General features: G+C 70.4%; 22 protein-coding genes. 11 read left to right on the top strand and 11 right to left on the bottom strand.

Annotation, left to right across the window (positions count from 1 at the left end; all coding sequences use genetic code 11):
- Positions 1 to 11 precede the first annotated feature (11 nt).
- On the bottom strand, positions 12 to 1,523 hold the full coding sequence (locus AB0I15_RS10865) for a serine/threonine-protein kinase (protein ID WP_358092914.1): 1,512 nt from the start codon (positions 1,521 to 1,523) through the stop codon (positions 12 to 14).
- Positions 1,513 to 2,823: a DUF4407 domain-containing protein gene (locus AB0I15_RS10860; protein ID WP_358092911.1), complete on the bottom strand. Its 1,311-nt coding sequence runs from the start codon at positions 2,821 to 2,823 to the stop codon at positions 1,513 to 1,515. The genes AB0I15_RS10865 and AB0I15_RS10860 overlap by 11 nt, the downstream gene beginning before the upstream one ends.
- Before the next feature lie 216 nt (positions 2,824 to 3,039).
- Between AB0I15_RS10860 and AB0I15_RS10855 the strand changes: the two genes are divergently transcribed.
- The 6 genes from AB0I15_RS10855 to AB0I15_RS10830 all read left to right on the top strand — a co-directional run bounded on the left by AB0I15_RS10855 (position 3,040) and on the right by AB0I15_RS10830 (position 11,056).
- Complete coding sequence (locus AB0I15_RS10855; RefSeq protein ID WP_358092908.1) at positions 3,040 to 4,440, top strand: hypothetical protein; 1,401 nt, start codon at positions 3,040 to 3,042, stop codon at positions 4,438 to 4,440.
- Entirely contained in the window at positions 4,427 to 5,425 is a 999-nt protein-coding gene (locus AB0I15_RS10850; RefSeq protein WP_358092906.1) for a hypothetical protein, read from the top strand. The genes AB0I15_RS10855 and AB0I15_RS10850 overlap by 14 nt, the downstream gene beginning before the upstream one ends.
- The gene (locus AB0I15_RS10845; protein ID WP_358092903.1) at positions 5,413 to 7,236 is read left to right on the top strand and encodes a hypothetical protein; all 1,824 of its coding nucleotides are present in this window, start codon (positions 5,413 to 5,415) and stop codon (positions 7,234 to 7,236) included. The genes AB0I15_RS10850 and AB0I15_RS10845 overlap by 13 nt, the downstream gene beginning before the upstream one ends.
- 196 nt (positions 7,237 to 7,432) lie before the next feature.
- Positions 7,433 to 8,896, top strand: coding sequence for an alpha/beta hydrolase (locus AB0I15_RS10840; protein ID WP_358092900.1), 1,464 nt, complete (start codon positions 7,433 to 7,435; stop codon positions 8,894 to 8,896).
- A 76-nt stretch (positions 8,897 to 8,972) separates the two neighbouring features.
- Entirely contained in the window at positions 8,973 to 9,662 is a 690-nt protein-coding gene (locus tag AB0I15_RS10835; protein WP_358092897.1) for a DUF899 family protein, read from the top strand.
- 332 nt (positions 9,663 to 9,994) lie between these two features.
- Positions 9,995 to 11,056: a Glu/Leu/Phe/Val dehydrogenase dimerization domain-containing protein gene (locus AB0I15_RS10830; protein ID WP_358092894.1), complete on the top strand. Its 1,062-nt coding sequence runs from the start codon at positions 9,995 to 9,997 to the stop codon at positions 11,054 to 11,056.
- Positions 11,057 to 11,588: 532 nt separating this feature from the next.
- Here AB0I15_RS10830 and AB0I15_RS10825 read toward each other — a convergent pair.
- A complete protein-coding gene (locus AB0I15_RS10825) occupies positions 11,589 to 12,536 on the bottom strand; it encodes a helix-turn-helix domain-containing protein (protein WP_358092891.1) in 948 nt (315 codons plus the stop codon).
- A 101-nt stretch (positions 12,537 to 12,637) separates the two neighbouring features.
- Here AB0I15_RS10825 and AB0I15_RS10820 point away from each other — a divergent pair, with 101 nt between their 5' ends.
- Positions 12,638 to 13,681: a saccharopine dehydrogenase NADP-binding domain-containing protein gene (locus tag AB0I15_RS10820; RefSeq protein WP_358092888.1), complete on the top strand. Its 1,044-nt coding sequence runs from the start codon at positions 12,638 to 12,640 to the stop codon at positions 13,679 to 13,681.
- 31 nt (positions 13,682 to 13,712) lie between these two features.
- Here the strand turns inward: AB0I15_RS10820 and AB0I15_RS10815 are convergent, their stop codons facing one another.
- Genes AB0I15_RS10815 through AB0I15_RS10795 form a run of 5 tightly spaced genes read right to left on the bottom strand, consistent with a single transcriptional unit; the run spans position 13,713 to position 18,468 of the window.
- Positions 13,713 to 14,783, bottom strand: a complete 1,071-nt coding sequence (locus tag AB0I15_RS10815; protein ID WP_358092885.1) for a VWA domain-containing protein — start codon at positions 14,781 to 14,783, stop codon at positions 13,713 to 13,715.
- Positions 14,784 to 15,734 (bottom strand): VWA domain-containing protein, encoded by a 951-nt coding sequence (locus tag AB0I15_RS10810; protein ID WP_358092883.1) that lies wholly within the window; start codon positions 15,732 to 15,734, stop codon positions 14,784 to 14,786. It lies immediately after the preceding gene.
- A 23-nt stretch (positions 15,735 to 15,757) separates the two neighbouring features.
- Positions 15,758 to 16,642, bottom strand: coding sequence for a DUF58 domain-containing protein (locus AB0I15_RS10805; RefSeq protein WP_358092880.1), 885 nt, complete (start codon positions 16,640 to 16,642; stop codon positions 15,758 to 15,760).
- Positions 16,643 to 16,646: 4 nt separating this feature from the next.
- Positions 16,647 to 17,639 carry a MoxR family ATPase gene (locus tag AB0I15_RS10800; protein WP_358092877.1) on the bottom strand — a complete coding sequence of 331 codons (993 nt, stop codon included), beginning with the start codon at positions 17,637 to 17,639 and terminating at the stop codon, positions 16,647 to 16,649.
- 28 nt (positions 17,640 to 17,667) lie between these two features.
- Entirely contained in the window at positions 17,668 to 18,468 is an 801-nt protein-coding gene (locus AB0I15_RS10795; protein ID WP_358092874.1) for a trypsin-like peptidase domain-containing protein, read from the bottom strand.
- Between the two features lie 344 nt (positions 18,469 to 18,812).
- Here AB0I15_RS10795 and AB0I15_RS10790 point away from each other — a divergent pair, with 344 nt between their 5' ends.
- Positions 18,813 to 21,158, top strand: coding sequence for an ExeM/NucH family extracellular endonuclease (locus AB0I15_RS10790; protein WP_358092872.1), 2,346 nt, complete (start codon positions 18,813 to 18,815; stop codon positions 21,156 to 21,158).
- A gap of 43 nt (positions 21,159 to 21,201) precedes the next feature.
- Here AB0I15_RS10790 and AB0I15_RS10785 read toward each other — a convergent pair whose 3' ends face one another.
- Positions 21,202 to 21,933, bottom strand: coding sequence for a hypothetical protein (locus AB0I15_RS10785; protein ID WP_358092870.1), 732 nt, complete (start codon positions 21,931 to 21,933; stop codon positions 21,202 to 21,204).
- On the bottom strand, positions 21,930 to 22,190 hold the full coding sequence (locus tag AB0I15_RS10780) for a hypothetical protein (protein ID WP_358092868.1): 261 nt from the start codon (positions 22,188 to 22,190) through the stop codon (positions 21,930 to 21,932). Before AB0I15_RS10780 ends, AB0I15_RS10785 begins: the two co-directional genes overlap by 4 nt.
- Before the next feature lie 189 nt (positions 22,191 to 22,379).
- Between AB0I15_RS10780 and AB0I15_RS10775 the strand changes: the two genes are divergently transcribed.
- The 3 genes from AB0I15_RS10775 (at position 22,380) to AB0I15_RS10765 (ending at position 24,392) form a co-directional block, all read left to right on the top strand.
- Complete coding sequence (locus tag AB0I15_RS10775; RefSeq protein ID WP_358092866.1) at positions 22,380 to 22,775, top strand: YbaB/EbfC family nucleoid-associated protein; 396 nt, start codon at positions 22,380 to 22,382, stop codon at positions 22,773 to 22,775.
- Between the two features lie 42 nt (positions 22,776 to 22,817).
- Positions 22,818 to 23,207 carry an RNA-binding S4 domain-containing protein gene (locus AB0I15_RS10770; RefSeq protein WP_358092863.1) on the top strand — a complete coding sequence of 130 codons (390 nt, stop codon included), beginning with the start codon at positions 22,818 to 22,820 and terminating at the stop codon, positions 23,205 to 23,207.
- Positions 23,208 to 23,537: 330 nt separating this feature from the next.
- Positions 23,538 to 24,392 carry a lytic polysaccharide monooxygenase gene (locus AB0I15_RS10765; RefSeq protein ID WP_358092860.1) on the top strand — a complete coding sequence of 285 codons (855 nt, stop codon included), beginning with the start codon at positions 23,538 to 23,540 and terminating at the stop codon, positions 24,390 to 24,392.
- A gap of 114 nt (positions 24,393 to 24,506) precedes the next feature.
- On the opposite strand, the gene AB0I15_RS10760 is transcribed toward AB0I15_RS10765, so the two are convergent.
- Positions 24,507 to 25,760, bottom strand: a complete 1,254-nt coding sequence (locus AB0I15_RS10760; RefSeq protein WP_358092857.1) for a serine hydrolase domain-containing protein — start codon at positions 25,758 to 25,760, stop codon at positions 24,507 to 24,509.
- Positions 25,761 to 26,007 lie beyond the last annotated feature (247 nt).

Raw genomic sequence — 26,007 nt, 5'->3', positions numbered from 1 at the left:
GATTCCGCCGGCTATCTCTTGGCGGCGAGTCTTCGTGCGACGTCCTCGCGGGTCGTGGACGGCAGCAGGGGCAGCAGGCGGTCGCGGCAGGAAGGCGGGCAATGCCTGAGCAACCCGGCGATCGTGGCGGGCGGAAGGCGGGTCAACGCCTGACCTGCCAGGCCTTCCGGCATCGCGGCGACGGCGATGCCGGTCTGCCGGGTGTCGATGGCGGCCATGGCTTCGAGGGCCGCCGCGGCGTGGCGGTCGTGCATGTGGCCGAGCATGCGGCCGCGGTGGTGGGGGTCCATCGCCAGGACGACGCCTGCCACCAGATTCGGGTCTCGTACCTGGTCCAGGAGCCGGCCGACGCGGTGTGGGAGCAGCATTTGCAGGATCTTCGCGCTCTTCGTCGCCTCGCGGCAGAGCTCCTCCACCGCAGCGGTGGTGAACAGTTGCCCCTGCTGGGCGAGGAGGGTCGCCGCCTCTGCGGCGGGCAGGGCGAGGATCATCGAGCCTCTTTCCGCCGCGTCGACGCCGGCGATCATCCGGCGCACTCGGCCGCCGCCGCTCTCTCCGGCAAGGCCGCCGCCCTGTCCAGCGAGGCCGCCGTTCATCCGGCGAGGTGGAGGTGCAGACGGAGGTGCAGACGGAGGTGCAGACGGAGGTGCAGACGGAGATGGAGATGGAGATGGAGGTGGCTGGGTGGCGGGGTCTTGCCGGGGAGGCCGCGGCACCGTCCCGGGGGCACGCCTGGGGGTCGGTCGCAGGCGGCGTGCCAGTTCGGCGGCCGTCATCCTGTTGGCCGGGCTCTTGGCCAGCAGGCGGTTGATCGTCGGCTTGAGGCCGTCCGCCCGGGTCATGGGATCCGGGGGGAGGGCGAGGATCGCGAACTTGGTGGCTTCCGCAGTGCTCCGGCGGAAGGGCGGGCGTCCCTCCAGAGCCGTGTAGAGGGTGGCGCCGAGCGACCACAGGTCAGCCGCGCCGTCCACCGGGATGCCCCTTAACCGCTCAGGAGCGATGAAGTCCGGGGTGCCGATCACGTGGCCGAGCGCGGTCAGACGCTCGTGGCCCTCGATGGCGGCGATTCCGAAGTCCACCAGGACGACCTCGCCGGATGCGGTGATCAGGATGTTGTCCGGCTTCACGTCTCGGTGGAACACCCCTACCGCGTGCGCGGCCGCGAGCGCGTCGAGTGCCTGGGCGCCGATTCGTACCACTTCGTGCTCGGGCAGGGGGCTCTGCTCGATCAGCGCGCCGAGCACGGTGCCCGGCACGTAGTCCATCACGATCCATGGGCCGTCAGGGGCGTCGAGCACGTCATGGACGCGGACGATGCCCGGGTGGTCGATCCGGGCCAGCGCCCGCGCCTCCTGTTCGGCCCGCGCCTTCAGCTCCGGCAGGCGGCCGACGTCCGCGCGTACCTGCTTGAGGGCCACCACGCGGTCGAGTTTGCCGTCGCGGCCGCGCCAGACCCGGCCCATGCCGCCGGTGCCCAGTCGCGCCTCGATGACGAACCGACCGGCGACACGCTCACCAATCATCGTTCAGCCCGGCGTACGAACTCCGCCGGCGGTCGCCGGTCCGGGAGGCGCGGCTGTCCCGGAGGTTGCGCAGTGCCTCGTCTTCGAAGCTCCTGTCCTCGGGGTGAGCGATGGCGGGTTCGTGGAGGACTTCGGTACGGGGTTCGTCCGCGACGTACGGCCGGGTCGTGCCGTCCCGCCACGAGGCGCGCCGCGGCCGGTCCGCCTCGTAGATCTCGTCGATGGCGTCGTTGACCTCCCGCTTCTCCAGCGCGACCAGGATCTTGTCGTAGTTGCCAGGCCGCTGCATCAGCTTGACGAGGACCGGCAGGCACTCGATGAGCAGGATGAACAGGAACAGCAGGATCCGGGCCATGTTGAGGGTCGCGTTGTCCTGCGACACCCTGCCGAGCGCCTCCAGGCGCAGCATCAGGCCGTCGGATCCCTGAATCTCGGCGGCGAAGCCGTCCCTGAGCCCTCCCTGCTGCTTGGTCAGTTTGTCCAGCTCGGTCTGTACGCCGCGCAGGTCGCTCTCCGCCTGGGCCAGCCGGCTCGCCTTTCCGGCCTCCTGGTTGTCGCCGAGTTGTTTCCTGCGCAGGGCCAGTTGCTGGTCGATGTCCTTGACCCGGTCGTCGGCGGTCCTGTACGCCTTCTCCGCCGCGTCCGCCAGCGGCCCTTGCCCCTTCTTTGCGCACTTGGGCGGTCCGACGTACAGCTGGCACTGCCATTCCTGGTAGAACCTGTCCCGCTGTTTCACCGCCTGGTCGTGCGACTTGCGCAGTTCGCGGACCCGCGGATCGGCCGCCGGATCGAGCGTGACCTCCCCGCGCGAGGCGATCACGGTCTGAAGAGCCGCCGCGGACTTCTCCAGTTCGGCTATGCGCCGGCCGGTCTCGCCGCCCTGCTGCGCGCTGGTGAACGCGTCGGCCCTCTCCTGCTGGATGTCGACGATCTCGGCATCGATCTCGGGCTTGAAGATCTGCAGGACCAGCGGCGTGGAGATGACGGCGCCCAGCAGCAGCGCGAGGAGCACCCGGGGCAGGGCGAGCCAGAAGCGCCGTCCGCCCTGTGCCGGCAGGGAGGTGACGAGCCAGCGGTCCAGGCTCAGAATCGCCACGCCCCAGACGATGCCGACCAGGACGGCGAGCACCACGAACACCTTGAGCGCCGAGGCGAGCGCGAACGTCATGGAGATGGCGGCGACACAGGCCGTGGTCAGGATGGCGCCGCCCAGGCCGTGGAACCTGGCGCGCTCCCCCTTACACCGCTCCAGCACATCCGGGCGGGCACCCGACAGGACAATCAGCCATCTACCGACCACGCGCGGCTCCGGGGGGAGGGGACAGGACGCCCTACGCCCTAGCCCGTGAGTAATCCACTGACTACCATAAACAACCGGCAATCTCGATTTATCACAAGAGGATAGATGCCAACTACTGGAAGTCACCGCCAACGGCCCACGGATGGCTTACACATCGCCACAAAGCGGACAAAGAGCCAATCATACGAATAAAGGCATGAAACGGGCGGGGAATCTTTGCACCATTTCCGTGGCGATCTCGCCGATCTGATCGTCTCGTTCAGGGAACGGCTGGCCGTCGTGGAGATCGACGCCGCCGGAATACGGATCTACGAAGTTCGCGCCGACGAGGTCGGCACGCCGTACCACCTGCGCAGAGCCGCCGCGAAGTGGTCCACCTTGACCGCCTCCGGCGATGAGGTCTTCGACGCGGTGCTCCGGATCGCCGGAGATCTGATCTCCGCCGACGAGGACGACCCGGTGATGGTGGTGCGGTCCGCCGACGGGCACGAGCAGGAGGCGGCGCTGCGCGCGCTGCGACAGTGGCGCCCATCGACGCAGGTCGTCGAGGCGCCCGGGGTCAAGCTCGGGGAGCTGCTCCCGGAGTTGATCGCCGGCGCACCGCTGCGGCACGCGTACGACCTGATCGTGGCCCGGGAACGCGCCGACGACGGCCGGCTCGAACTGGTGGGACGGCGGCTCTTCGGCCCGGGGGCGAAGCCCGGGGACGACGCCCAGGTGACCATCACCTGCACCGACGCGGGCGGCGTGCTGCTCGCGGTCTCCGCCTGGCAAGGTCTGCTCCAGCCTTCGGACCTGGTGTCGGTCGACCACGCGCCGCTCCCGCCCGGCCCACATCGGCTGCGCGCGGTGCTGGAGCGGCCCGGCGTCGTCCGCTTCCCCGAGATCCACGGTCTTCAGCCGGACACCCGTCCATGGACGGACGTGGTGGCCACGCTGCCGGCACTGCTGCCGCCCGCGCCCCGGCCCACGCACCTGGTGTGCGCCATTGAGACGGCGGGAACGCCGAAGGAGTTCGAGGATCGCTGCCACTGGGCCGGTTACGTCATCGACCTTCTGACGGAGCCCGAGCTCCAGGTGTCCGTCGTGGGATACGGCACCCACGTGTTCGGCACCAGGCACGCGGACCGGACTCGCCCGACGGTGGCCGTCTGGTCCGGTTCCACGGCGCAGGCGCGGGCCGCGCTGGAGTCCCTGCGGCCCACCGCGCCGACGTACCCGAAGGCCGCGCAGCTAGAGGACCTGCTCGCGGAGGTGCGCGACATGCTGCTCCCGCAGCCGGGCGGCACGCGGACGGCGCTGCTCACCATCGGCGCGCGGCCGCCGCATCCCCCGCGGGGCGGCCTCGACCGCGTACCGCCCTGCCCCGCGCGGCACGACTGGCTGGCGCTGCTGCGCGACCTGGAACAGCGCCACGACCTCAGGAGCGCGGCCATCTGCGACAGTCCGCCCGTCTCCCCCTCCTCCCCCTGGCATCGGCTCGGCTCGGCCGCGCTGTTCCAGGTCGACGCGGTGAACGCGGAGGAACTCGTGGTCCGGCTCGGCCTGGTGGCATCGTCCGCCGCGCTTTCTCTTCCCTTCGTCTCCCAGAATGAGGACATCGGTGGTCGACATTGACTCCGCCCCCGGCGGTCCCGAGCGCGATCGCGAGCCCGACATCGCGATGTGGGGGGCTTCGGGAAGTGGCAAGACCGCGTTCCTGGCGGCGCTGAGCATCGCGCTGAACAAGGCCCGCGACGCGGGCTGGCGGCTCATCGGGGAGAACCCGGTGTCCCGTACCGAGCTGGCGAAGCTGCGCGACACGCTGCTGCAGGCGCGTACGTTCCCGGCCCCGACCGAGGCGCTCACCCACTACAGCTGGTTGATCATCGGCCCGGCGGCCCAGCGCAGGCGATGGTGGTGGCCGTGGGCGACGCGCGTGGCGAAGGCGCCGAAGTTCAAGCTCGAATTCCTGGACCTGCGCGGAGACCTGTACGCCGAGTCCGAGTCCAATATCGACAAGAAGGCCCTGGTCGACAGCCTGGTCAAGAGCCGCGGGCTGATCTACATGTTCGACCCCGACCGTGAGGCCCGGGTCGGCGACGCCTTCAAACATCTGGACGCCGCACTGCACGAGGTCGCCGGGCGAATGCTCGTCGGTGACGAGTTCGAAGACGGCAAACTGCCTCACTACATCGCGGTCTGTATCACCAAGTACGACGATCCGAAGGTTTTGAGAATCGCGATGGAAGAGGGGTTCTCGGAGCGAGATCCCGGCGATGAGCTGCGCATTCCCCGGGTGCCCGAAGACCGGGTCCCCGATTTCTTCCGGCTGCTGTGCCGGGAGGCGCACGACCACAACGCGGAGATGATCCTCGACCTGATCGAGGCGTTCTTCCATCACGACCGCATCAAATACTTCGTGACCTCTTCGGTGGGCCTGTTCATCGATGAGGATCTCGGCCGTTTCGATCCGGACGACTTCCTGAACGTCATCGACAACGCGAACGGCGGGCTGACGATCCGGGGAGCCGTCCGTCCCATGAACGTCATGGAGCCCGTGGTCTGGCTCGGCCGCATGATCCGGCCCGGCGCGATGAGGAGCGGGCGATGGGATGGCTGACCGCCCACTGGGCGATCCTCGGCAAGACGCCGGAGAGCCTGGACGACTACGGCGTGATCGGCTGCAGCTCGGGCGCGATCACGAGCGCGGAGTTCGGCATGTGGCTGAAGGCGTTCACCTCCGGGACCATGGAGCCCAAGGCCCTCCCCCGGGTGGCGACCAGCTATTTCGCCGTCGGTCCTGACAAGGAGCCCTGGCTGGGGCTGTCCCTGCAGACCGAGCCGGAGTCCCAGGACGGCTTCCAACGCCCGTACGCGATGACGTACTACGCCTGCGTACGCTGGGCCGACATCGCCTCCGAGTCGACCAGGCTGTCGTACCGCGCCCTGTACGAGGCGCTGACGAAGGCGGACTTTTCCGGCGGCGACGCGCCCTTCCTGCTCTCCCCCTCGGCGTACGACGAGCGTCATCTCGCCGGCGCGGTGAACGGCACGGCACGGCGCGCGGCGGCGCTGCTGCTCACCGGGCGGCCGGTCTGCGTGGTGCGGGCCGGCCATCTGCCGCTGGATCGGCGGCTGGACTTCCTGGACGCCGTGGCGGCGCTGCTCCCGTACGGGTTCCGCCCCACGCTGGCGGCCTCCACCTGGACCAACAGCGCCTCCCGGCACCGGATCCGCCTCTCCTTCGCCGAGGTGCCGCCCACTCACGGGGCGTGGGAGCTGCCCTGGGAGGACGACGGCCCTCCGGCGGCGTACCCGCCCCAGGCCCTGGCCTACGAGAAGGAGCTGGAGCGCTATCAGGGCACCGACCTGCAGGAGCTGATGAGGTGGCTCACCACCTTGGCGCAACCGCGGGACTTCGACGACGCGTCCCACCGCGCCGCGGCGTCCAGGCTGCTCAGTGCCTCCGCGCAGCTCCCGGGCCCCTCGGTGGAGCAGTTGCTGCACCAGTGCCGTGAGAGCATCGCCAACGGCGAGGAGGACCGGCTCGGTGTCCTCACCACGCAGCTTGCCCGCAAACGGGTGCCGGACAAGGATCGCAAGACCTACCGCGGGCTCATCAGGGCGAACCCCATCCGCCCGCCCCAAAGGCTGGCCGATTCGGTCGTCGTGCGGACCTTCTTCGAGACCCTGCTACGGCTGCTGTACACGTCGCCGATGCACGCGGCCGACGTCGAGGAGATGCTGGTCGATCTGGGTGGCCGGCGCCGGGCCCTCCCACCTGCACTGATCGCCGCGACGAGCGGGCTCCTCCCGCGAAGCTCTCCCTCGGGAAGGTTGCTCATCGCGAGCCTGCAGGGGCCCGAGCGGTTGCTCACGATCCTCGACGGCATGACGGAGGACGAGCTGTTCCACGTCGCCGTCCAGTCCCACAACCGCAAGGTGCTGGACATCGTCATATCCGAGGCCGACCGCCGTGCCCTGCCCACTGATCCACGGGCCATGGAGGCCGTCAAATACGCGCTGATGCGGCACCGGTACCTCATCGAGGCGATCAGCTCCGGCTGCGCCGCCGAGGAGAGCGTCCTCTACTACCAGAACGTGCTCCGGGTGAGCCATCGCCGACGGCTCACCTCGGCGGACATCGAAGAGGTCCTCGCGGACCTGGACCGCCCTCCCCAGACCTTCCTGCTCGCGATCGTGGCGGAGAGCGCGCCCGGAACGGCCTCGACCCTGCTGTACGCCCTGGCAGGCGGCGCCGTACGCGAATTCGGCCTGACCGGAACGTCCGTCGCCGGCGGCATCAAGGCCGGCCTCGACCGGATGACCGCCCCCGAGGATGAGGACCGCCCGAGGAGGCTGAAGCTTCTCATCGGCACGTCGATCGTCATCGTCGTCGCCGCGGTCGTCGCCCTGTGGCTGTGGCTTTGACCTGGTTCTAAGCGAACGGCTGTCGGGGCGCACCTTCGGCGGCGGCCCCGGCAGGCTCGTCATGAACGCCGCGAAGCAGGTCATGTCCGGTTCGTGATGAGGTCATGGGTCCTCGATGACACGGTCCCTGGTTGCGGGATTCGCGGTTCGGCAGAGTCGGTGACGTAGAGAGAACGATCACCGAAGAGGACTTCTGATGCGAAACCTTGGCAGACTGTACGCCGTCGGAGCAGCCACCGCCGTCCTTGCCGCAGCCCTCGTGACCCCGGCCCAGGCGGTGTCCACGACGTGGGGCGCCTGTCCCGCGGGGCCCGGAGTGGACCCACGGCAGGAATGCGCCACCCTGCGGGTGCCCCTGGACTACCAGGCGCCCGGCGGGCCGATGATCTCGCTGGCGGTGTCGCGGATCAAGACGGCCAAGCCCGCGTCGCGCCGGGGCGTCCTGCTGATCATCCCCGGCGGACCGGGCAGCCCTGGCCTGAACCGGCCCAGCGTACAGATCAAGAAGCTGCCCCAGGACGTGCTCGACCGCTACGACCTCGTCGGGTTCGACCCGCGCGGCGTGGGTCAGAGTTCGCCGGTTTCGTGCGAGCTGAAGGCCCGCGATCTCGCGTTCACCAGGCTGAAGCCGTACCCCGACGCCGATGGCGGCATCGCCGAGAACGTCGCCTGGTCGCGCCGGATCGCCGACGCCTGCGCCCGCAACGGCGGGCCGCTCATCCGGCACATCAGCACCCGTAACGAGGCAAGGGACATCGACCGGATCCGCCAGGCGCTGGGCGAGCAGAAGATCTCCTACTGGGGCGTCTCGTACGGCACCTACGCGGGCGCCGTCTACGCCACCATGTTCCCGGAGCGTACCGACCGGGTCGTTCTGGACAGCAACGACGATCCCGACCCGCGCCGGGTGGCGCGGCAGTGGCTCGCCAACTACGCCGTCGGCGTAGAGGACCGCTTCCCCGACTTCGCCGCCTGGGCCGCGGCCCGCGACGGCGAATACGGCCTGGGCACCGACGCGGCAGCGGTCCGCCGTACCTTCCTCGACCTGGCGGCCGAACTCGACCGCAAGCCGCAGCCCTGGCCGGGCGCCAACCCCGCGGAACTGGACGGCAACCTGCTGCGGGAGACCCTGCTCAACACCCTCTACTCGGACGCGAACTTCCCCATGCTGGCCACCCTCATGCGAGCCGCCCGGACCTCCGGCGAGCTGCCCCCGCCGAACACGCCCCCGGTAGCCGTCATGCAGAACACCGCCGCGCACGCCGGCGCGACCATGTGCAACGACGTCGAATGGCCCGGCTCGGTCAGCCGGCACGAGCGGCAGGTGGCACGCGACCGGGCCGCCCACCCGCTGACCGCGGGCATGCCCGTCAATGTGGGGCCGTGCGCGTACTGGCCGTTCAAACCGGCCGAACCGGCCGTGCGGATCACCTCGCGCGGTCCGGCCAACGTGCTCCTCATCCAGAACCTGCGCGACCCGTCCACGCCGTACAGCGGAGCGCTGAAGATGCGTCAGGCGTTCGGGCAGCGGGCTCGTATGGTCAGCGTCGACTCCGGCGGCCACGGCGTCTACCTCGCCAACGGCAACGCCTGCGGCGACCAGACCGTCACCACCTTCCTGACCACCGGAAACCTGCCCTCCCACGACAGGAGTTGCTGATTGGCGATGAATTCGGCGGGCAGATCAGGTCTACCCCCTGGAAACCGCGAGCCGCGCACAAGATCAGGGAGGAACCATGACCACGAACGCGCTACCGCCCGTAGTCGACGCCGACACCTGGCAGCGTCAACTCGAAGAACTGCGTACCCGGGAGAAGGCCGCGACCCGCGAACTCGACGCCATCGCCGCCCAGCGCCGCCGCCTGCCCATGGTGGAAATGCCGGACTACACCCTCGAAGGTGAGGACGGACCGGTTCGACTGGTGGACGTCTTCGACGGCATGAGGCAACTGATCGTCTACAACCACATGTGGTCCCCCGGCGAGGAGTGGCAGTGCTCGGGCTGTACGGGGTTCACCTCGCAGTTCACCCGGCTGCAGTTCCTGGACAACTACGACGCCCGGTTCGTCATCGTCACCCAGGGACCTCTGGACGAGGCGCTCGCCTACAAGCGACGGGTCGGGAACAAGATGACCTGGTACTCCACCGCGAACAGCCCCTTCGGCACCGACGTCGGCGCACCGCCCGGCGAAGGCTTCGCCGTCAACGTGTTCCTACGCGACGGCGACACCGTGTACCGCACCTGGCACACCAGCGGCCGGGGCACCGAGCAGCTCAGCCACACCTTCGCGCTGATCGACCTGCTGCCGTACGGGCGGCAGGAGGAGTGGCAGGACTCCCCCGACGGCTGGCCGCAGTCACCCGCCTACAGCCGATGGCCCACCTCCAAGGACATCGCCACCCTTTACGGCCCGAACCCCGCCTAGGGAGTTCGTTCGGCTCGTCGCGCGAACCAGGCGGATGGTCGCGGCCCGGTCAGGGGAGGATGCCGACGACGTCTGTGCGGCGGCGGATCTCCTCGTTCAACCGTTCTTGCGGTGCTCGACCACGGCTGCGACCAGATGCCGCAGAGGAAGACGAGCAGGGCTTCGCGGACGGCGTCCAGATGCGCGGCCGCGGCCGGCTGTTCGGCCTCCAGGGTTTGCACCACCCCGGCGTGCCGGCCGCGCACCGAGGCCGCGACGGTGGACATGAAACCGATTCGCGTCGAGATTGGTCGGAAGGTGTGGTCATCGCCCGGACGACATGAGGAGTACGCATGAGGATCGTGGAACTGGCCTCGGTGGACGGATACATCGCCTTCGACCTGGACTGCCCGACGAGCGCGGGCGGCACCCGGCTCGCCCCTGACGTCACCCGCGGCGAGGCCGGGCTGCTGGCGCGGGCGATGACGTACAAGCTGGCCGTGCTCGGCGAGCGGATCGGCGGTGCCAAGGCGGTGCTACGGGCCGAACCCGAGAACCGGGCGGCGACCCTGGCCCGCTACTGCCAGGAGATCACCCCGCTCGTGGAGAAGAGCAGTTTCCTCACGGCCTCGGACCTTGGCACGCGTACGCAGGACTTCGCCCTGCTGCCCGGTTACCGTACCGACTCGGTGATGCACCAAGAGGTCGGCGGTGAGCTGGTGGACACCATGGTGACGGGCTTGGGCGTGGTCGTCGCCGCGGAGACCGCGCTCGGCGGGCTGGCCGGGCGGACGCTTGCGGTGGAGGGGTTCGGCAAGGTGGGTGGCGCCGTCGTACGAGAGGCCACGCGACGGGGCGCGCGCATCGTCGCCCTCTCGACCCTGTACGGGTGCGTGGCCGACCCCGCCGGGCTGGACGTCACCGCGCTCGAAGAGCTGCGCGCCGAGCACGGCGACGCCTGCGTGGGCCTGCTCGGTTTGCCGGTGCGGCCCGCCGAGGCTCTGTACGAGGTGACCGCGGACGTACTGGTTCCCGGCGCGCGAACCGGCACCTTGACGGCCGCGCGCGCCGCCCTGGTGGGCGCCCGGGTGATCGCCCCGGCGGCGAACGTGCCCTACACGGCCGCCGGGCTGCGCACCCTCGCCGAGCGGGGCGTGGTGACGCTGGCGGACTTCGTCTGCGGGGCCGGCGCCACGATCGGCTACCTCGCCGAACGCGCGGGCCAGGTCTCCGATGCCGACTCGGCGGGGCACCTGGTGGAAGAGCGGGTCGGCCGGCTCACCGGAGCGGCGCTGGAGCATCCAGGCGGGCCGTTCACGGGCTCGTCCGCCGTCGCGGAGCAGTTCCTCGCCACCTGGCGCGACCCCGCCGACCTCTCCGACGGCCCACCCCTCGCCCCCGAACCGGGGCGGTGAACGCTTCCGCAGACGTTCTGTCGTTCGCCTGATCTTCAACGGCAGCAGGATGGTCGATGGCATCAGCGACGTCCCGCGACGAGACCGCGGTTGGGACGTTGGTTCCGCCCGAGCGGGTTTCCACGCGGAAAAGGGTATGGCCGCGCGTACGCAGGGGAGCCTGCCCGGCACAACGCCTCCCCGAGCGTTAAGGAAAGCCGACCGGCTCGCCACGGGGTCCGGAGAGGAAGGACCCCGTGACACGGCCGGGCGCGCCGGGTCAGAGCCGCCCAGCCGGCTCCACCAGGTGACGGCCTGCGCAACATGCCGCACCTGGCCGAGACCGCCGGCGCTCCGCAAGTCAAACGGCGAGCGGCGCTGTACGCCGGCATCGCCGACTGGGCTCGACTGTCGGCGCAGGCGGCCCAACAGCTCGGCGAGCCGGATGTGCCCGAGGCTGCCGATCGATTCGCCTATCTCGTCGAGTACACCGACCAGCACGCCAAAGGCCGGCATCCGGCTCCCAGTGAGCACTCCGATGGGGGCCGTGGTTTCACGTTCGGAACGTGCGGCGGTAGGTGTCCGGGGGTACGCCGACCGTGCGGTGGAAGTGGCGGCGGAGTGTCGTGGCCGTGCCCATGCCCGCGGCCGAGGCGATGGTGTCGACGCTGTCGTCCGTGGTCTCCAGGAGTTCCTGCGCACGGCGGATCCGCTGGGTCAGCAGCCACTGCAGCGGTGTGGTGCCGGTTATCGAGTGGAAGTGGCGGGCCAGGTGGCGGGAGCTCATGTTGGCCTGGCGGGCCAGATCCTCCACGGTAAGGGGCTGGTCCAGGCGGCGCATCACCCAGGGGAGCAGGTCGGCCAGGGGGTGGCCGTCCTGGGCGGGGACCGGGGTGGTGACGAACTGGGCCTGGCCGCCGGCCCGGTGGGGTGGTACGACCAGGCGGCGGGCGACGATGTTGGCGATCACGGAGCCGTGGTCGCGGCGGACCAGGTGCAGGCACAGGTCCATGGCCGCGGCCTTACCCGCTGAGGTGAGTACGGTGCCGTTGTCGACGTAGAGCACGTCCGGATCGACCTTCACCCGGGGATAGCGCGCGGCCAGTTGGCCGGTGTGGGCCCAGTGGGTGGTGGCGGTCAGGCCGTCCAGCAGACCGGCGGCGGCGAGTACGAACACGCCCGTGCACAGGGAGACCACCCGCGCGCCCGACTCGTGGGCCGTGCGCACCGCCTCGACCAGGTCGGACGGCGGGTCCACGTCGACGTCCACCAGGGCGGGGACGATCACGGTGTCGGCCTGGGCCAGCCGGTCGAGCCCGGAGTCCGGCTCCACCTGGAACCGGCCGACCCGGACGACGTGCGTCCCGCACACGCTGACGTCGTACCAGGGGCCTGGGACGGCGTCCGGGGCGGAGCCGAAGACCTCGTAGGCCAGGGCCAGCTCGAAGTGCAGCATCCCGTCGGTGGCGGCGACCGCGACGGAGCGCGGGAAAGAGCTCATGTCGGGAATTGTACGGGTCATGTCGTTCCGGACACTGGGCATCGATGGGCCAACGGGACAGGATCTAGGCCGTGGGTTACTTCGAGCACGTGGGAGCGGATATGGGATCGGGTCGGAACGTGGCGGTGTTCGGGGCGTACGGGCACACCGGTCGGTTCGTGGTGGCGGAGTTGCGGGAGCGCGGGTACGTGCCGGTGCTGCTCGGGCGCGACCAGGACAAGCTGGTGGCGCTGGTGGAGGCGCACCCGGGGCTTGAGGCGCGGCAGGCGTCGGTCGACGACGCGGCCTCGCTCGATCGCGCGCTGAGCGGCGCGGACGCCGTGATCAACTGTGCCGGGCCGTTCGCCACGACCGGGGCTCCGCTGATCGAGGCGGCGCTGCGGGCCGGCATCCCGTACGTCGACGTGGCGGCGGAGATCGAGGCGAACGTGGACACGTTCGCGCACTTCGCCGAGCGCGCCCGGGCCGCGGGCACCGTGGTGGTCCCGGCGATGGCCTTCTACGGCGGCCTCGGCGACCTGCTGGTCACCACCGCGATGGGCGACTGGACGGCGGCGGACGAGGCGCACATCGCGTACGGCCTGAGCAGTTGGCACCCGACTGCCGGGACGCTCGCCGCGGGCATGGTCTCGGGGCGGCGGCGGGGCGGTCGCCGGGTCCGGTTCACCGGTGGCCGGCTGGAGTACCACGACGACGCCCTGCCGACCCTGGAGTGGCCTTTCCCGGCTCCGCTCGGCCCCCAGAGCGTCATCGGGGAGTTCACCATGGCCGACGTCGTCACCGTTCCGAGCCATCTGGCGGTCCCTGAGGTGCGTACGTACATGACCGCCAAGGCGGCCGCGGACCTGTCCGCTCCCGACGCCTCGGCGCCGGCCGCCGTGGACGAGCGCGGCCGTTCCGCGCAGACGTTCGTCGTCGACGTCCTCGTCCGCTCCGGCGGCACGGAACGCCGCGTGGCCGCCACCGGTCAGGACATCTACGCCATCAGCGCGCCGCTCGCGGTGGAGGCCGTCGACCGCATCCTCACCGGCCGTACCAGGGCGACCGGCGTCGTGTCCGCGGGCGCGGTCTTCGACGCCCCGGACTTCCTCCGCGCCCTGTCCTCGCACCTGTCGGTGCACGTCCCGGTCGACGCACGCGGCTGACCGGCGCGGCCCTTACCTGTGCCCCCGTCCGTCAGCGAGCCGGCGTCCGGGGGCGGTTCCACCAGAGGGACAGCGACAGGGCCGCGGTGATGAGGACGGCTCCGCCGGCGGCGAAGGCGGCGGCCGTGTCGATCCGCTGGCGGACGACGGTGAAGCTGCCGGGCAGGGCGTTGAGGGCGCTTTGGAGCTGGTCGGCGTTCTCGGCGCGGTGGTAGGAGCCGCCGGTGGTCTGCGCTATCTGCTTGAGCGCGGGCTCGTCGATGAGGCGGACGTTACGGCCCCTGTCGAATCCGCCGCGGCCACCGAACCCGCCGCCCCAGCCACCGAAGCCGCGGCCGTCGAACTGCGAGTTCTCGCAGACCATCGGGGACGGGTTCGTGGTGCCGAAGCCGATGGGGAAGACGCGGACCCGGCGCAGGGCAGCCTCCTGGGCGGCGATCTTCGGGTCGACCCCCTGGGTGTTGGCGCCGTCGGTGAGCACGACGATCGCGGCACCGGCGTAGCCGTCCCCGGAGCCGGTGCCGGTGCCGGTGGGGGTCGCGCCGGTGGGGGCGACCGACGGGTCCACCTCCGCGATCGCGTCGATCGAGGTGAGCATGGCCTGCCCGATCGCGGTGCCGCGCGACACGGAGAGATTCTCCAGGGCCTCGATCAGCGAGTCGGTGTCGTCGGTGGGCGGGACGAGCAGGCCCGCGGTGCCCGAGAAGGTGACCAGGCCGATACGCGGCCCGCCCCGCTGCGACTCGATGAACTCCGCGGCGGCCTTCCTCGCGGCGGTGAGGCGGTTGGGGTCGACGTCCGTGGAGCACATGGAGCCGGAGGTGTCGAGCGCGAGCAGGATCGTCGCCGACGTCTGCGGCACCGGTACCGACGCCTGCGGTCGCGCCGCCCCGACCGCGAGCAGCGCGAGCCCGGCGACGAACAGCGCCGCGGGGATCTTCCGCGTCCAGCGCGTACTGCCGGGCAGCGCGGTCCGTACGAGCGCGATCGACGTGACGCGCACGGCGGCCCGCCGGCGACGACGCCGCGCCCACCAGCGAATGGCGAAGATCAACGGGATGACCAGGACTGACAGCAGCAACCACGGCCATGAGAACGTCATTCAGATCACCCGTCCAGACCGGAGAACGGTGACCGCCGCTCCCCCGGTGAGCAGCGCGAGGGCGAGCCCGATCAGGCCGCCGGCAAGAGGCAGCGGCTCGTCGGACACGGTGAGCCGCAGGTCGATCGTGTCGGCGATCCCGTCGAGCCGCGCGGTGTCGGAGGCGGGGTGGTAGCCGCCGCCGGTGGTCTGCGCGATCAAGGTGAGGGGCTCCTCCTCGAGCGAGGTCTGCAGGTGGTAGCCGTCCACCTTCACCGTCGCCCCGGCCGTGGTGCCGACCCCGACGGTGTGGATGTGCACGCCTGCCTGCTGGGCCACGGTGGCGGCCGGTTCGACGTCCGCGCCCAGGTTCTGGCCGTCGGAGAACATCACGACGGTCGCCGACGGCCAGTAGCCGATGTCGGGCGCGGCGCCGTCGCGGCCCAGGGCCACCTGCTTGCCGGTGATCGCCGACAGCGAGGCCATGATGGCCGCCCCCAGCGAGGTGCCGCCGGTGACCTTCAGCCGGTCGATGGCCTTGAGCGCGATGGAGTGGTCCGCGTCGGGACGCGCGGTGGTGAGCGCGCCACGTTCGAACGCGACGACACCGATGTCGACGCTGTCGGGCTGCGCCGCCACGAACGCGCGCGCCGCCCGCTGCGCCGCCGCCAGCCGGGTGGGCGCGACGTCGTCGGCGCCCATGCTGTTGGAGACGTCGATGGCGAGGATGACGGTGCCCGCCGTTCGCGGCACCGGCACCATGGCCGCCGGTCCGGCGGTGGCGATCGCGAGCACGGCGACGCCGGCGATCGTCAGGCCGACTCCGAGGTACGCCCGGCCCCCGCCCGGCACGGCGACCCCGGCCGCGGCGAGCGCGACCTTCCGGCGGCGCGCCGAGACGACGGCCGCCCAGGCGAGCGCCGCCGTGACGAGCAGCCCGACGGCCAGCAGCAGCGGCGAGGACAGCGTCATGAAGCCTCCTTCGCCGGCCTCGGTCATCGCGACCGGTCCTGGGTTCGGGCGACGACCTCGACGAGCGCCTCGGCCAGATCGCGGTCGGTGTCGATGCGGTGCACGGGCACCCTGGCCCGGCGCATGCCCGCCGTGAGCCGGGCGTCGCGGGCGTCGACGGCGGCGCGGAAGCGCACCCGGAGCAGCGGGTCGGCGGAGTCGACGACGAGCTGCTCGCCGGTCTCGGCGTCCTCGACCACGATCAGCCCCGCTTCGGGCAGGACGTCGTCGGCCGTGTCCACGATCCGCAGCGCGACCACCTCGTGCCGCCGGGCCAGGCGCTGGAGCGAGCGTTCCCAGTCGCCTTCGCCGATGAAGTCCGACAGCACGACGATGAGGGCGCGGCGGCGGGCGAACCGTCCGGCCGCGTCGAGCATCGCCGCCAGGTCGGTGGTGCTGCCGCCGTGCGCCTCGGAGGTGCGTACCAGCTCGGCGCCGATCCGCAGCGCGTGCCGCCGGGAGGTGCCGGGCGGGACGACGCGCAGCATCCCGGTGTCGAACAGCAGCGCGCCGACGCGGTTGCCGCCCCGGCCGAACATCCGAGCGAGGACGAGCGCGAGCTCGGCCAGTACGTCGTGCTTGCCGCGCCCCGGCCGGCCGGCCGCCATCGACGCCGACCGGTCGAGCACCAGCCACACCGTCAGCTCGCGGTCCTCGGTGAACACGCGCAGGTGCGGCTCGTCCAGCCGGGCGGTGACGTTCCAGTCGATGTGCCGGGCGTCGTCGCCGTCGCTGTACGCGCGCAACCCGGTGAAGTCGATCCCGGAGCCGCGATGCGCGGTGCGGTGGGCGCCCTGGAGCCGGCCGTCCAGCTTGCGGACGACCTTCCACTCCAGGCGGAGCAGCAGCTTCTCGGGGGCGGTGGCCATGGCTTCAGCGGTTCTGGAGGACGACGTCGGGCGCCCGGACCGCTCCGAGCACCCTGCTGATGATCGTGTCGGGGTCGATGTCGTCCGCGAGGGCCTCGTAGGACAGCACGAGGCGGTGGCGCAGCACGTCGAGCGCGAGCTCGGACAGGTCGTGCGGCAGGACGTAGTCGCGCCCGCGCAGGAACGCCAGCGCCCGGGCGCCCGTGACGAGCGCGATGGACGCCCGGGGGCTCGCCCCGTAGGTGACGTACCGTTCCAGCTCGCCGAGCCCGGCCATCGCGGGGGAACGGGTCACGGCGACCAGCCGTACCGCGTAGTCGACGATCGCCGGGTCGACGTACACCTGCTGAGCGCGTGCCCGCATCGCGATCAGGTCCTCGGCCGTCACCATCGGCTGCGGCGGCTCGGGCGGACGCAGTGCCCTCCCGACGATCGCCTGCTCCTCGGCCTGCGTCGGATAGTCGACGACCACCTTCATCATGAACCGGTCGACCTGCGCCTCCGGCAGCGGGTACGTGCCCTCCGACTCGATCGGGTTCTCCGTCGCCATGACCAGGAACGGCTCGGGCACCCGGAACGTCTCACGGCCGATCGTCACCTGGTGCTCCTGCATCACCTCCAGCAGGGCGCTCTGCACCTTGGCGGGGGCGCGGTTGATCTCGTCGGCCAGCAGCAGGTTCGCGAACACCGGGCCGAGCTCGGTCCTGAACTCGCCGGAGTGCTGGTGGTAGACCCGCGTGCCGACGAGGTCGGCGGGCACCAGGTCGGGGGTGAACTGGACACGCTGGAACTTCCCGGCGATCGCGGCGGCCAGCGACCGTACCGCGAGGGTCTTGGCCAGGCCGGGCACGCCCTCCACCAGCAGGTGGCCGTCGGCGATCAGCGCGACGGCCATGCGCTCCAGCAGGACGTCCTGCCCGACGATCGTACGTTTGACCTCGAACAACACCTGTTCGAGCGGGTGAGCCGACTCGGAGGGGGACTTGGTCGAGGTCATATGGTGATCCTTCTCGTGAGCGCTTCGGTCAGATCAGGGGCCCATCACCCGGCGGGCCGTCGCCATCGGCACCACCCAGGGCCAAGCCGATCGGCACCGCGAACGCGATGCCGGCGAACGCCTCGTCGCCTCCCGGGTCGGCGATCGAGACGACGATCCCGATGACGAGCCCGCGAGCGTCCAGGAGCGGGCCGCCGGAGCTGCCCGGGTTGACGGAGGCGTCGAACTGGATGAGCCCACCCAGGTCGCCGTCGTCGGCCGTCCGGGCGGCCTTCCGGTTCAGGCCCGACACCACGCCGGTGGAGACGCTGTAGGTCAGCCCCAGCGGATTGCCGATCGCCACCACGGGCGCGCCCACGACCGCACCGCCGCCGAGCGTCGCCGGAACGACGATCTCCGGCAGCTTCGCGGGTTTGAGGGCCGCGACGTCCAGCTTCGGATTCGACGACGCGACCACGGCCTTCGCCTTGGTGCCGTCGGCGAACGTCAGGTTGACGTCCTTCGTACCCTTGACGACGTGGTGCGCGGTCAGGATCGTCCCGTCCTCGGCCGCGATCACCCCGGTGCCGAGCGACTCCCCGGCCTGGATGACCACCACCGACGGCCCGACCCTCTTGAAGACCTCGGGCACCGCGAGCGTCGCACTGGGCGTCGGCGTCGCGCTCGGCCTGGGCGCGGCCTTCTCGCCGTTCCCACCGCTGCTCCCCAGCCAGTACGCCAGCACCGCCACGACGACGAGCACGCCGCCCACGACCAGGAACCGCCGAGCCCTCCCGGCCACGGCTCCCTGAGCCTCGGCCGCACCAGCCTCCTGCGGCGCGTGCTCCATCGCTCCATCGTCATAAAACTCAGCTCAAAGCGCCACAAACTTCACCTGAGAACTCCATGAGAACCGATTGCCGACAGCCCAGCGCAGCACTCCCTGGGCGTGCATCAGGACCAGATCCTGGAAGCCGCCCATGCCACCGAAGAGCCCGAGAACATCGCGGACCGCGCGCCGGCGCAGCTCGGGAGGGTGAGCCCACCACCTCTGCTCCGGGGATGTTCCCATGTGCGGACGTTCCGACTCAGGGACGTTGCGCCTCTGACCCCAGAAGGTCATGATGTGAAATTTCACGACTTGGCCACGCTCAATACAGCGTTTTCCGCGTTTGTCGGTTTACGCTCCCCGGCATGCATGCTAAGCCCCGGGTCACGGCGATCCTCGTCGCGGCCGGCGTCCTCGTCGGCTCGATCGCCGCCCTGCCCTCATCCTCCATGGCCGCGGCCCCTGGAACCGTGGTCATCAGCCAGGTCTTCGGCGGAGGTGGCAACTCCGGCGCCCCCCTCTCCAACGACTACGTCGAGCTGTTCAACCGGAGCGGCGCCCCCGTGTCGCTGGACGGCTGGTCCGTGCAGTACACCAGCGCCTCCGGCACCGGGAACTTCGCCGCCAACAGGACGGCCGTCTCCGGCTCCCTGGCTCCGGGCCAGTACCACCTCGTCCAGCTCGCCGCAGGCTCCACGCCCAGCGGGGCGCTGCCCACGCCCGACAGTGTCGGCTCGATCAACATGAGCGGCACGGCGGGCAAGGTGGCGCTGGTCAAGTCGGCCGAGGGCCTGGCCTGCAACGGCTCCTCCACCCCCTGTACGGACGCCCAGCTCGCCCAGCTCGCCGACCTCGTCGGGTACGGCAACGCGAACTTCTTCGAGGGCACCGCCGCCCCTGCGCTCACCAACGCCACCGGCGGCTTCCGCAAGAGCGCCGGCTGCGCCGACACCGACGACAACGGCGCCGACTTCGAGACCGCGGCTCCGGCGCCGCGCAACAGCGCCACCACCCCGGCGCCCTGCGGCGGCGACCCGACGCCGACCCCCACCCCGACCCCCACCCCGACGCCCACCCCGACCGAGACCTGTGACACTCCGCCCACCCACCAGATCTCCCAGGTGCAGGGCAGCGGCGCGGCCAGCCCGGTCGCCGGCCAGAACGTCCGGGTCGAGGGCGTCGTCACCGGCTCCTTCCAGGGCTCCGGCGAGCTCGGCGGCTTCTACCTCCAGGCCGCCCGGCCGGACGCCGACCCGGCGACCTCCGACGGCCTGTTCGTGTTCTCGTCCTCGCCGGTCAAGACCGGTGAGCGCGTGCTCGTCTCCGGCAAGGTGATCGAGTTCAACGGCCTCACCGAGATCTCGCCCGCCACCGCGGTGAACGTCTGCGGCACCGGCGCGATCAGGCCGGCGAAGGTGGACCTGCCGCTCGCCAAGGGCGTCACCTTCGAGCGCTACGAGAACGTGTTCGTCACCTTCGAGGACGACCTGGCCGTCTCCGAGACCTACAACCTGGCCCGCTTCGGCGAGATCATCCTGTCCGCGGACGGCAGACTGTGGCAGCCGACCGACCGCGCGGGCGTGGACACCGAGCTGGACGCGCGGCGCAGGATCCTGCTCGACGACGGCTCGGGCGTCCAGAACCCGCCCACGCTGCCGCACCACACCGAGGGCTCGAACACCGTCCGCCTCGGTGACAAGGTGCGCAACCTGACCGGCGTGCTCACGTACGGCTTCGACGCCTACCGCCTCCAGCCGGCCGAGCCGGTCGTCTTCCGGGCCGAGAACCCCCGCCGCGCCCAGCCGGTACGGGTCGGCGGCGACGTCCAGGTGGCCGGCCTCAACACGCTCAACTGGTTCACCACGCTCGGGTCCCGCGGCGCCACCAACGCCGCGGAGCGGGACCGGCAGCTCGCCAAGCTGGTCGCCAACATCACCACGCTCAACCCCGCCGTCGCCGGGCTGATGGAGGTCGAGCGCAACAACGACGTGGCGCTCAACGCCCTGGTGAACGCGCTGAACGCCAAGGCGGGCGCGGGCACGTACAGAGCGATCACGCACCCCAACCCGGGCACCGACCTCATCCAGACCGCGCTGATCTACCAGCCGGCCAAGGTCGCCCCGATCGGCCCGGCGCGGTCGTCGTCCGACCCGATCTTCAACCGGCCGCCGCTGGTGCAGACCTTCGGCAAGGCCGACGGGACCGGGGCGACGTTCACGGTGCTGGTGAACCACTTCAAGTCCAAGGGCTGCACCGACGCCGACGGCCCGGCCACCGGCCCGGACGCCGACCAGGGCGACGGGCAGAGCTGCTACAACGCCAAGCGCGTCAAGCAGGCCAGGGCCGTACTGAACCTGATCGGCGAGCTCCGGCTGAAGAACGCGCTCGTGCTCGGCGACATCAACGCCTACAGCGAGGAAGACCCGATCCACACCTTCGAGGCCGCCGGACTGACCAGCCTCAGCAAGCGCTACGTCAAGGAGGAGGACCGCTACAGCTACGTCTTCGAGGGCCTGTCCGGTGAGCTCGACCACGTGCTGGCCGACAACGGCGCCCGGAACATGGTGACCGGCGCCACCATCTGGCACATCAACTCCGACGAGGGCCGGTTCATGGACTACAACACCGAGTTCAACCCGGCCTACCTGTACGCGCCCGACGCCTTCCGCTCCTCCGACCACGACCCGCTGCTGGTGGGCCTGAGGCTCTGAGACCGCGTGGCCGCGGCGGTCATCCCCACCGCGGCCACGCCCTCTAGGACGTCTTGGACTGGGGGGCGACCCAGAAGTCGTCGGGCGGCTGCTGGTCCGGCTCCAGCTTGGTGAAGGTGGGGAACCTCTTGGTGTCGATCGCCACGGAGGAGAAGTCGACCTCGCTCAGCTCCGCCCTCGAAAAGCCGTTCTGGTCGAGGTACGTCTTCGCCATGCCGTCCATGGTCTTGGCCTGACCGGCGACGACGCCGAGAACGGTCGCCTGTCCCATGACGTAGGTGAGCAGCCCGGCGCACATCCCGGTCAGCACCTTGTCCGCGGCGCTCGCCAGATACCTCAGGTAGACGCGGGCGGTGAGGGGCGAGGTGACCATCATGGTGAGCGCGTACGTGGAGGCGGCCGCGATCGTGATGCCCAAGCCGGCCATCGCCTTCCCGAACACCCGGAACGCGAAGGCCGTGACCTCTAGGGTCTCCCCCATCTTGTCGAGCGCGTCCCGCAGGTCCTCGGTGGAGGTCTGCATGTGGCCGGTCACCCGGGAGAACTCGCGCTGATCGTCGGCGATCCAGCCTTTCCGCGCCGCGGCGGGGAGCCCGTCCAGCGTCTCGACGGGGCGATCGAGCGCTCTGGCCGCGCTTCTCCACAGCTTGGCGGCCTTCTCGACCCTGTCCACGTCCATGTCGAGGTTCTCCAGCAAGGAGAGTCCCACCAGGGGCACGCCGGCGAAGACGCTGAGCCGCCGGATGGCCACGAGGGTTTCCCTGGGCACGATCACCGGTACGTCACCGTGCTCGCCTGCTCGGCCCGCAACCAGTTGCGGGCGCAGGTGGACAGTGCGCCCGCCATGCCGTCGGCCACCTCGCGGCCGTCGTCCAGCGCGTCGACGCAGCCCTCGTACGCCTTGTCGTACGCCGACTTGAAGAGCTCCGACATGGTCTTGCCGAAGGTGGCCTCGTCGAGGTCGGCCTCGAGCCAGACGCGTTTCTTGCTGAGGAGGAAGTCATCCCAGATGTCGCCGTAGTGCTCACTCATCGCGTTGATCGTGTTCGAGGTGATGAAACGTGTTTCTTCTCGGGAAGACATGCGGCTCCTCATGATGCGGTACGTCGAAGGTCATCCTCGCGACCCGGCAGACCTTGATCGTCTTGGTTCACCCGATGTTCGGCGGAATGCCACCGTTCGCTGGGAACCGGTTCAGGCAACCTTGATCGACTCGGCGTCATGTTCGACGTCACGCCCGAGGTACTCGAGAAGATCAGTAGGCAGGCCGACGAGGCCATGGCGAAGCTGGGCGAGACGATGCGCGGCCTTCGTGAGGTCACCGGCGAGGCGGTGGCGGCGGGCGGGAAGATCAAGGCCACCGTGGAGGCCGACGGACTGGTCCGCGACCTGCGGCTCGACCCGCGCGTCCTGCGGACCATGGGCACCGACGAACTGGCCGAGGCCATCGTGACGGCCCTGCGCGCGGCCCAGATGTCCGTCCGGGAGCAGATGGAGGAGCAGGTACGCGCGCTGGGCATCGACCACGCCGGCCCCCTGCCCATGGACCCGGCCGAGGCCCGCGCCCGCCTCGACTCCCTCCAGTCGGACTTCCTCGCCACCCTCCAGAACCGCTAGCGCGATCCAGAACCGCTAGCGCGATCCCAGTACAGTGGCGGGATGGCGGGTGAGCAGGCGGGCGCGCGGGTGGACAGTTGGATCTGGTCGGTCCGGCTGACCAGGACCCGTTCGATCGCGTCCGACGCCTGCCGGGGCGGTCACGTCCGGGTCAACGGCGTACGCGTCAAGCCCTCGCACGTCGTCCACGTCGATGACGAGGTCCGGCTGCGGCACGAGGGACGCGAGCGCATCGTGGTCGTCTCCCGGCTCATCACCAAGCGCGTCGGTGCCGCCGTGGCCGCCGAGTGCTACATCGACAAGAGCCCGCCGCCACCTCCGCGCGAAGAGGTCGTGACGGCGGCCGTCCGGCCTCGTGGCGCGGGCCGTCCCACCAAACGCGAGCGCCGCAGCCTCGACAAGCTGCTCGGACGCACGGCCGAAGCTCCATAGGGCGATGAGCGCAGTGCGGGCGTGATCCGCGAGACCGCTCCTCACAATCGCCGCCACCGAGCGGTAGGGCAAGCCCCTCGCTGTCGAGAGCCTCACCGAGATCACCGCGGTCATCGGCTCCGGCGGACGGCCCCGGCCATCCCGAACTCGACCCCGACACCATCTACCTGCCTCTCACCCCGCTCGACCCGGCAAGAGGCAGGCGCCCAGAGCTGTAGGTGCACGGCATGGTGGGGGTGCATTGACCCGAATCGCTTGTGCGGGTGACCTAAATAGTCAATCCTTAGGAAGGTTTCCTTTTTATTTCCGTACACCCCCAGGGAGTAAGAGGTGCGCAAGACCACGATCGCCGCCGCGGTGGCGGCCTCCGGAGTGCTGGCGCTGTTGCCGGCCTCCGCGGCCAACGCCCACGGCACGATGTCCAACCCGCCCAGTCGTGTCTACACCTGTAAGAACGAGGGACCGGAGGCGCCGAAGTCGGCCGCGTGCAAGGCCGCCGTCGCGGCCGGCGGCACACAGGCGTACTACGACTGGAACGAGGTCTCCCTCCTGGAAGCGGGAGGGCGGCACCGCGAGATCATCCCCGACGGCAAGCTCTGCAGTGCGGGACGCGAGAAGTATCGTGGCCTCGACCTGCAGCGGGCCGACTGGCCGGCGACCCAGGTGCGGTCCGGTGACTTCACGCTGACCTACCACGCCACGGCGCCGCACGCCAACAGCAACTTCGAGTTCTACATCACCCGCGCGGGCTGGAACCCCACCATGCCCCTCAAGTGGTCCGACCTGGTTCACATCAGGACGTTCAACAACCAGAACCCGACCACGTTCACCAACTGGACGATCAACCTGCCCCAGCGCAGCGGCCGGCACATCCTCTACTCGATCTGGCAGCGCGTGGTCGGCAGCAATGAGGCCTTCTACACCTGTTCGGACGTGGACTTCGGCGGCGGCGGCAATCCCACGCCGACCCCGACCCCGACCCCGACACCCACGCCGACGCCCACCCCCACCCCCACGCCGACCCCGACGCCCACCCAGCCCGGTGGCACCTGGAGCGCGGGTACCGCCTACAAGGTGGGCGACAAGGTGACCTACGGCGGGCTGACCTACGCCTGCGTGCAGGCGCACACGGCGCTCGCCGGATGGGAGCCGCCGAACGTGCCCGCGCTCTGGAAGCGCGCCTGAAGCCGTAGGCACGTCGAGAGGCCGTCGTCGCCGCGGTGAACGCCGTCAACGCGAAGATCAGCCCCGGACCGATGCGGTCCCGGGGCTGATCGGAAAGTCTCGGAGGCGTCGAGGTCACCGCTTGGCGCACAGTGCGGTGTCCAGGGTGCCGAGCACGCCCAGCATGGCGGCCTCGTTCTCGGGCAGTGCGGTGACGGCGATGGTGGCGGCCCGGCCGTCCTCGGTCACGCCGTTGCGGGTCTCGTAGCCGGGGATGTCACCGCCGTGCCCCCAGGCGAAGCCGCCGCAGGTCAGCGGCATCTTCATCAGGCCGAGCCCGTACTCCCAGCCGCCCGGCATACCGGTGGCCGGCGTCGTGTCCTTCATGGCCGTGAGCAGCTCGGGCGTGAGCAGCCTGCCGTCCATCAGGGCGGTCATGAAGCGGTTGAGGTCGCTCGGGGTGCCGATGAGCTGTCCGGCCGCCCATCCCCACGACGGGTCCAAGTTCGTGACGTCCACCGGCTTGGCGCCGGGCTTCTCCGAGCCGTACCCCTGGGGGTGCCGCCCACGGATCGTCCTGTCGCCCTTGCCCGGCCAGTACGTGTGCCGCAGCCCGAGCGGCTTGATGATCCGCTCGTCGATCGACCGGTCGACCGGCCGGCCGTCGACCTTCTCGATGAGCAGGCCGAGCAGCACGTAGCCGGTGTTGCTGTACTCCCACTTCGTGCCGGGCGCGAACGACGCCTTGTGCTCGAAGGCCATGTCCAGCAGTTGCCGCGGCGAGCGGTAGACGTCGCGGGTCTCGAAGACGTTCGATAGCCAGCGGGTGTAGTTCGGCAGGCCGCTGGTGTGCTGGAGCAGTTGCCGTACGGTGATCTTGCGGCCGTCGATGCCCTTGCCGCGGACCACCTTCGGCAGGTACGTCTCGATCGGCTCGTCCAGGGCGACCTTGCCCTCGCCGACGAGTTGCAGCACCGCCACGGCGGTGAACATCTTGGTGTTGCTGCCGATCCGCACCCGGCCGTCGACCGGGACCTTCGCCTTGGTCTTCAGGTTCGCGACCCCGGCGGTGTAGTGGCGGGCCGGGCCCTTGCCGTCCCGCACCGCGGCCAGCGCCGCCGGGAACTTGTTCGTGGTGACCAGGCCGTCCAGCTTCTTCTGGACGGCGTCGGGCCTGTGGTTGCGCTTGAACTCGTCGTTGAGCTCGGCCAGTTCGGCGGACAGGCTCTCGTCCGGGCTCTGCCGCACGACGTTCGCGGTGCGGTCAGGGCCGGTGGCCGCGGCGGCCGGCGTCCCCGCCACGATCAGGCCCGTCAGTGCCGTCAGCGCCGCCACCGCCAGAACCCGCGTGCGCCGGGCGGAGTTCGGCTCGGAAGAGGTACGCGACATGGGAAACGCTCCTGTTGCTCGGTGGGGATCGTCCGCTTCGGACATCACCAAGCATGTCTGTGGAGGGTCTCCTCGATCGATCCCGTGCGCTGGAGCGTTCGGGTACAGGTGGCTGTACCTCGGGGACGCTCGGCCCGGGTGCCGAGTGAAGGCTTTAGTAGATGCGGTACTTCTTGCCGCAGTTGTCGAACTTGCCGGCCCAGCAGGTGAAGGTGTAGACCTTCTTGATCCCGTGGCCGTTCCAGGC

Origin of the sequence: Nonomuraea sp. NPDC050643 (genome assembly GCF_040654715.1) — a bacterium.
In the GTDB taxonomy this organism is placed as follows: domain Bacteria; phylum Actinomycetota; class Actinomycetes; order Streptosporangiales; family Streptosporangiaceae; genus Nonomuraea.
Note: the sequence above shows the minus strand (reverse complement) of the source record. Positions and strands in the feature narration are given on the sequence as shown.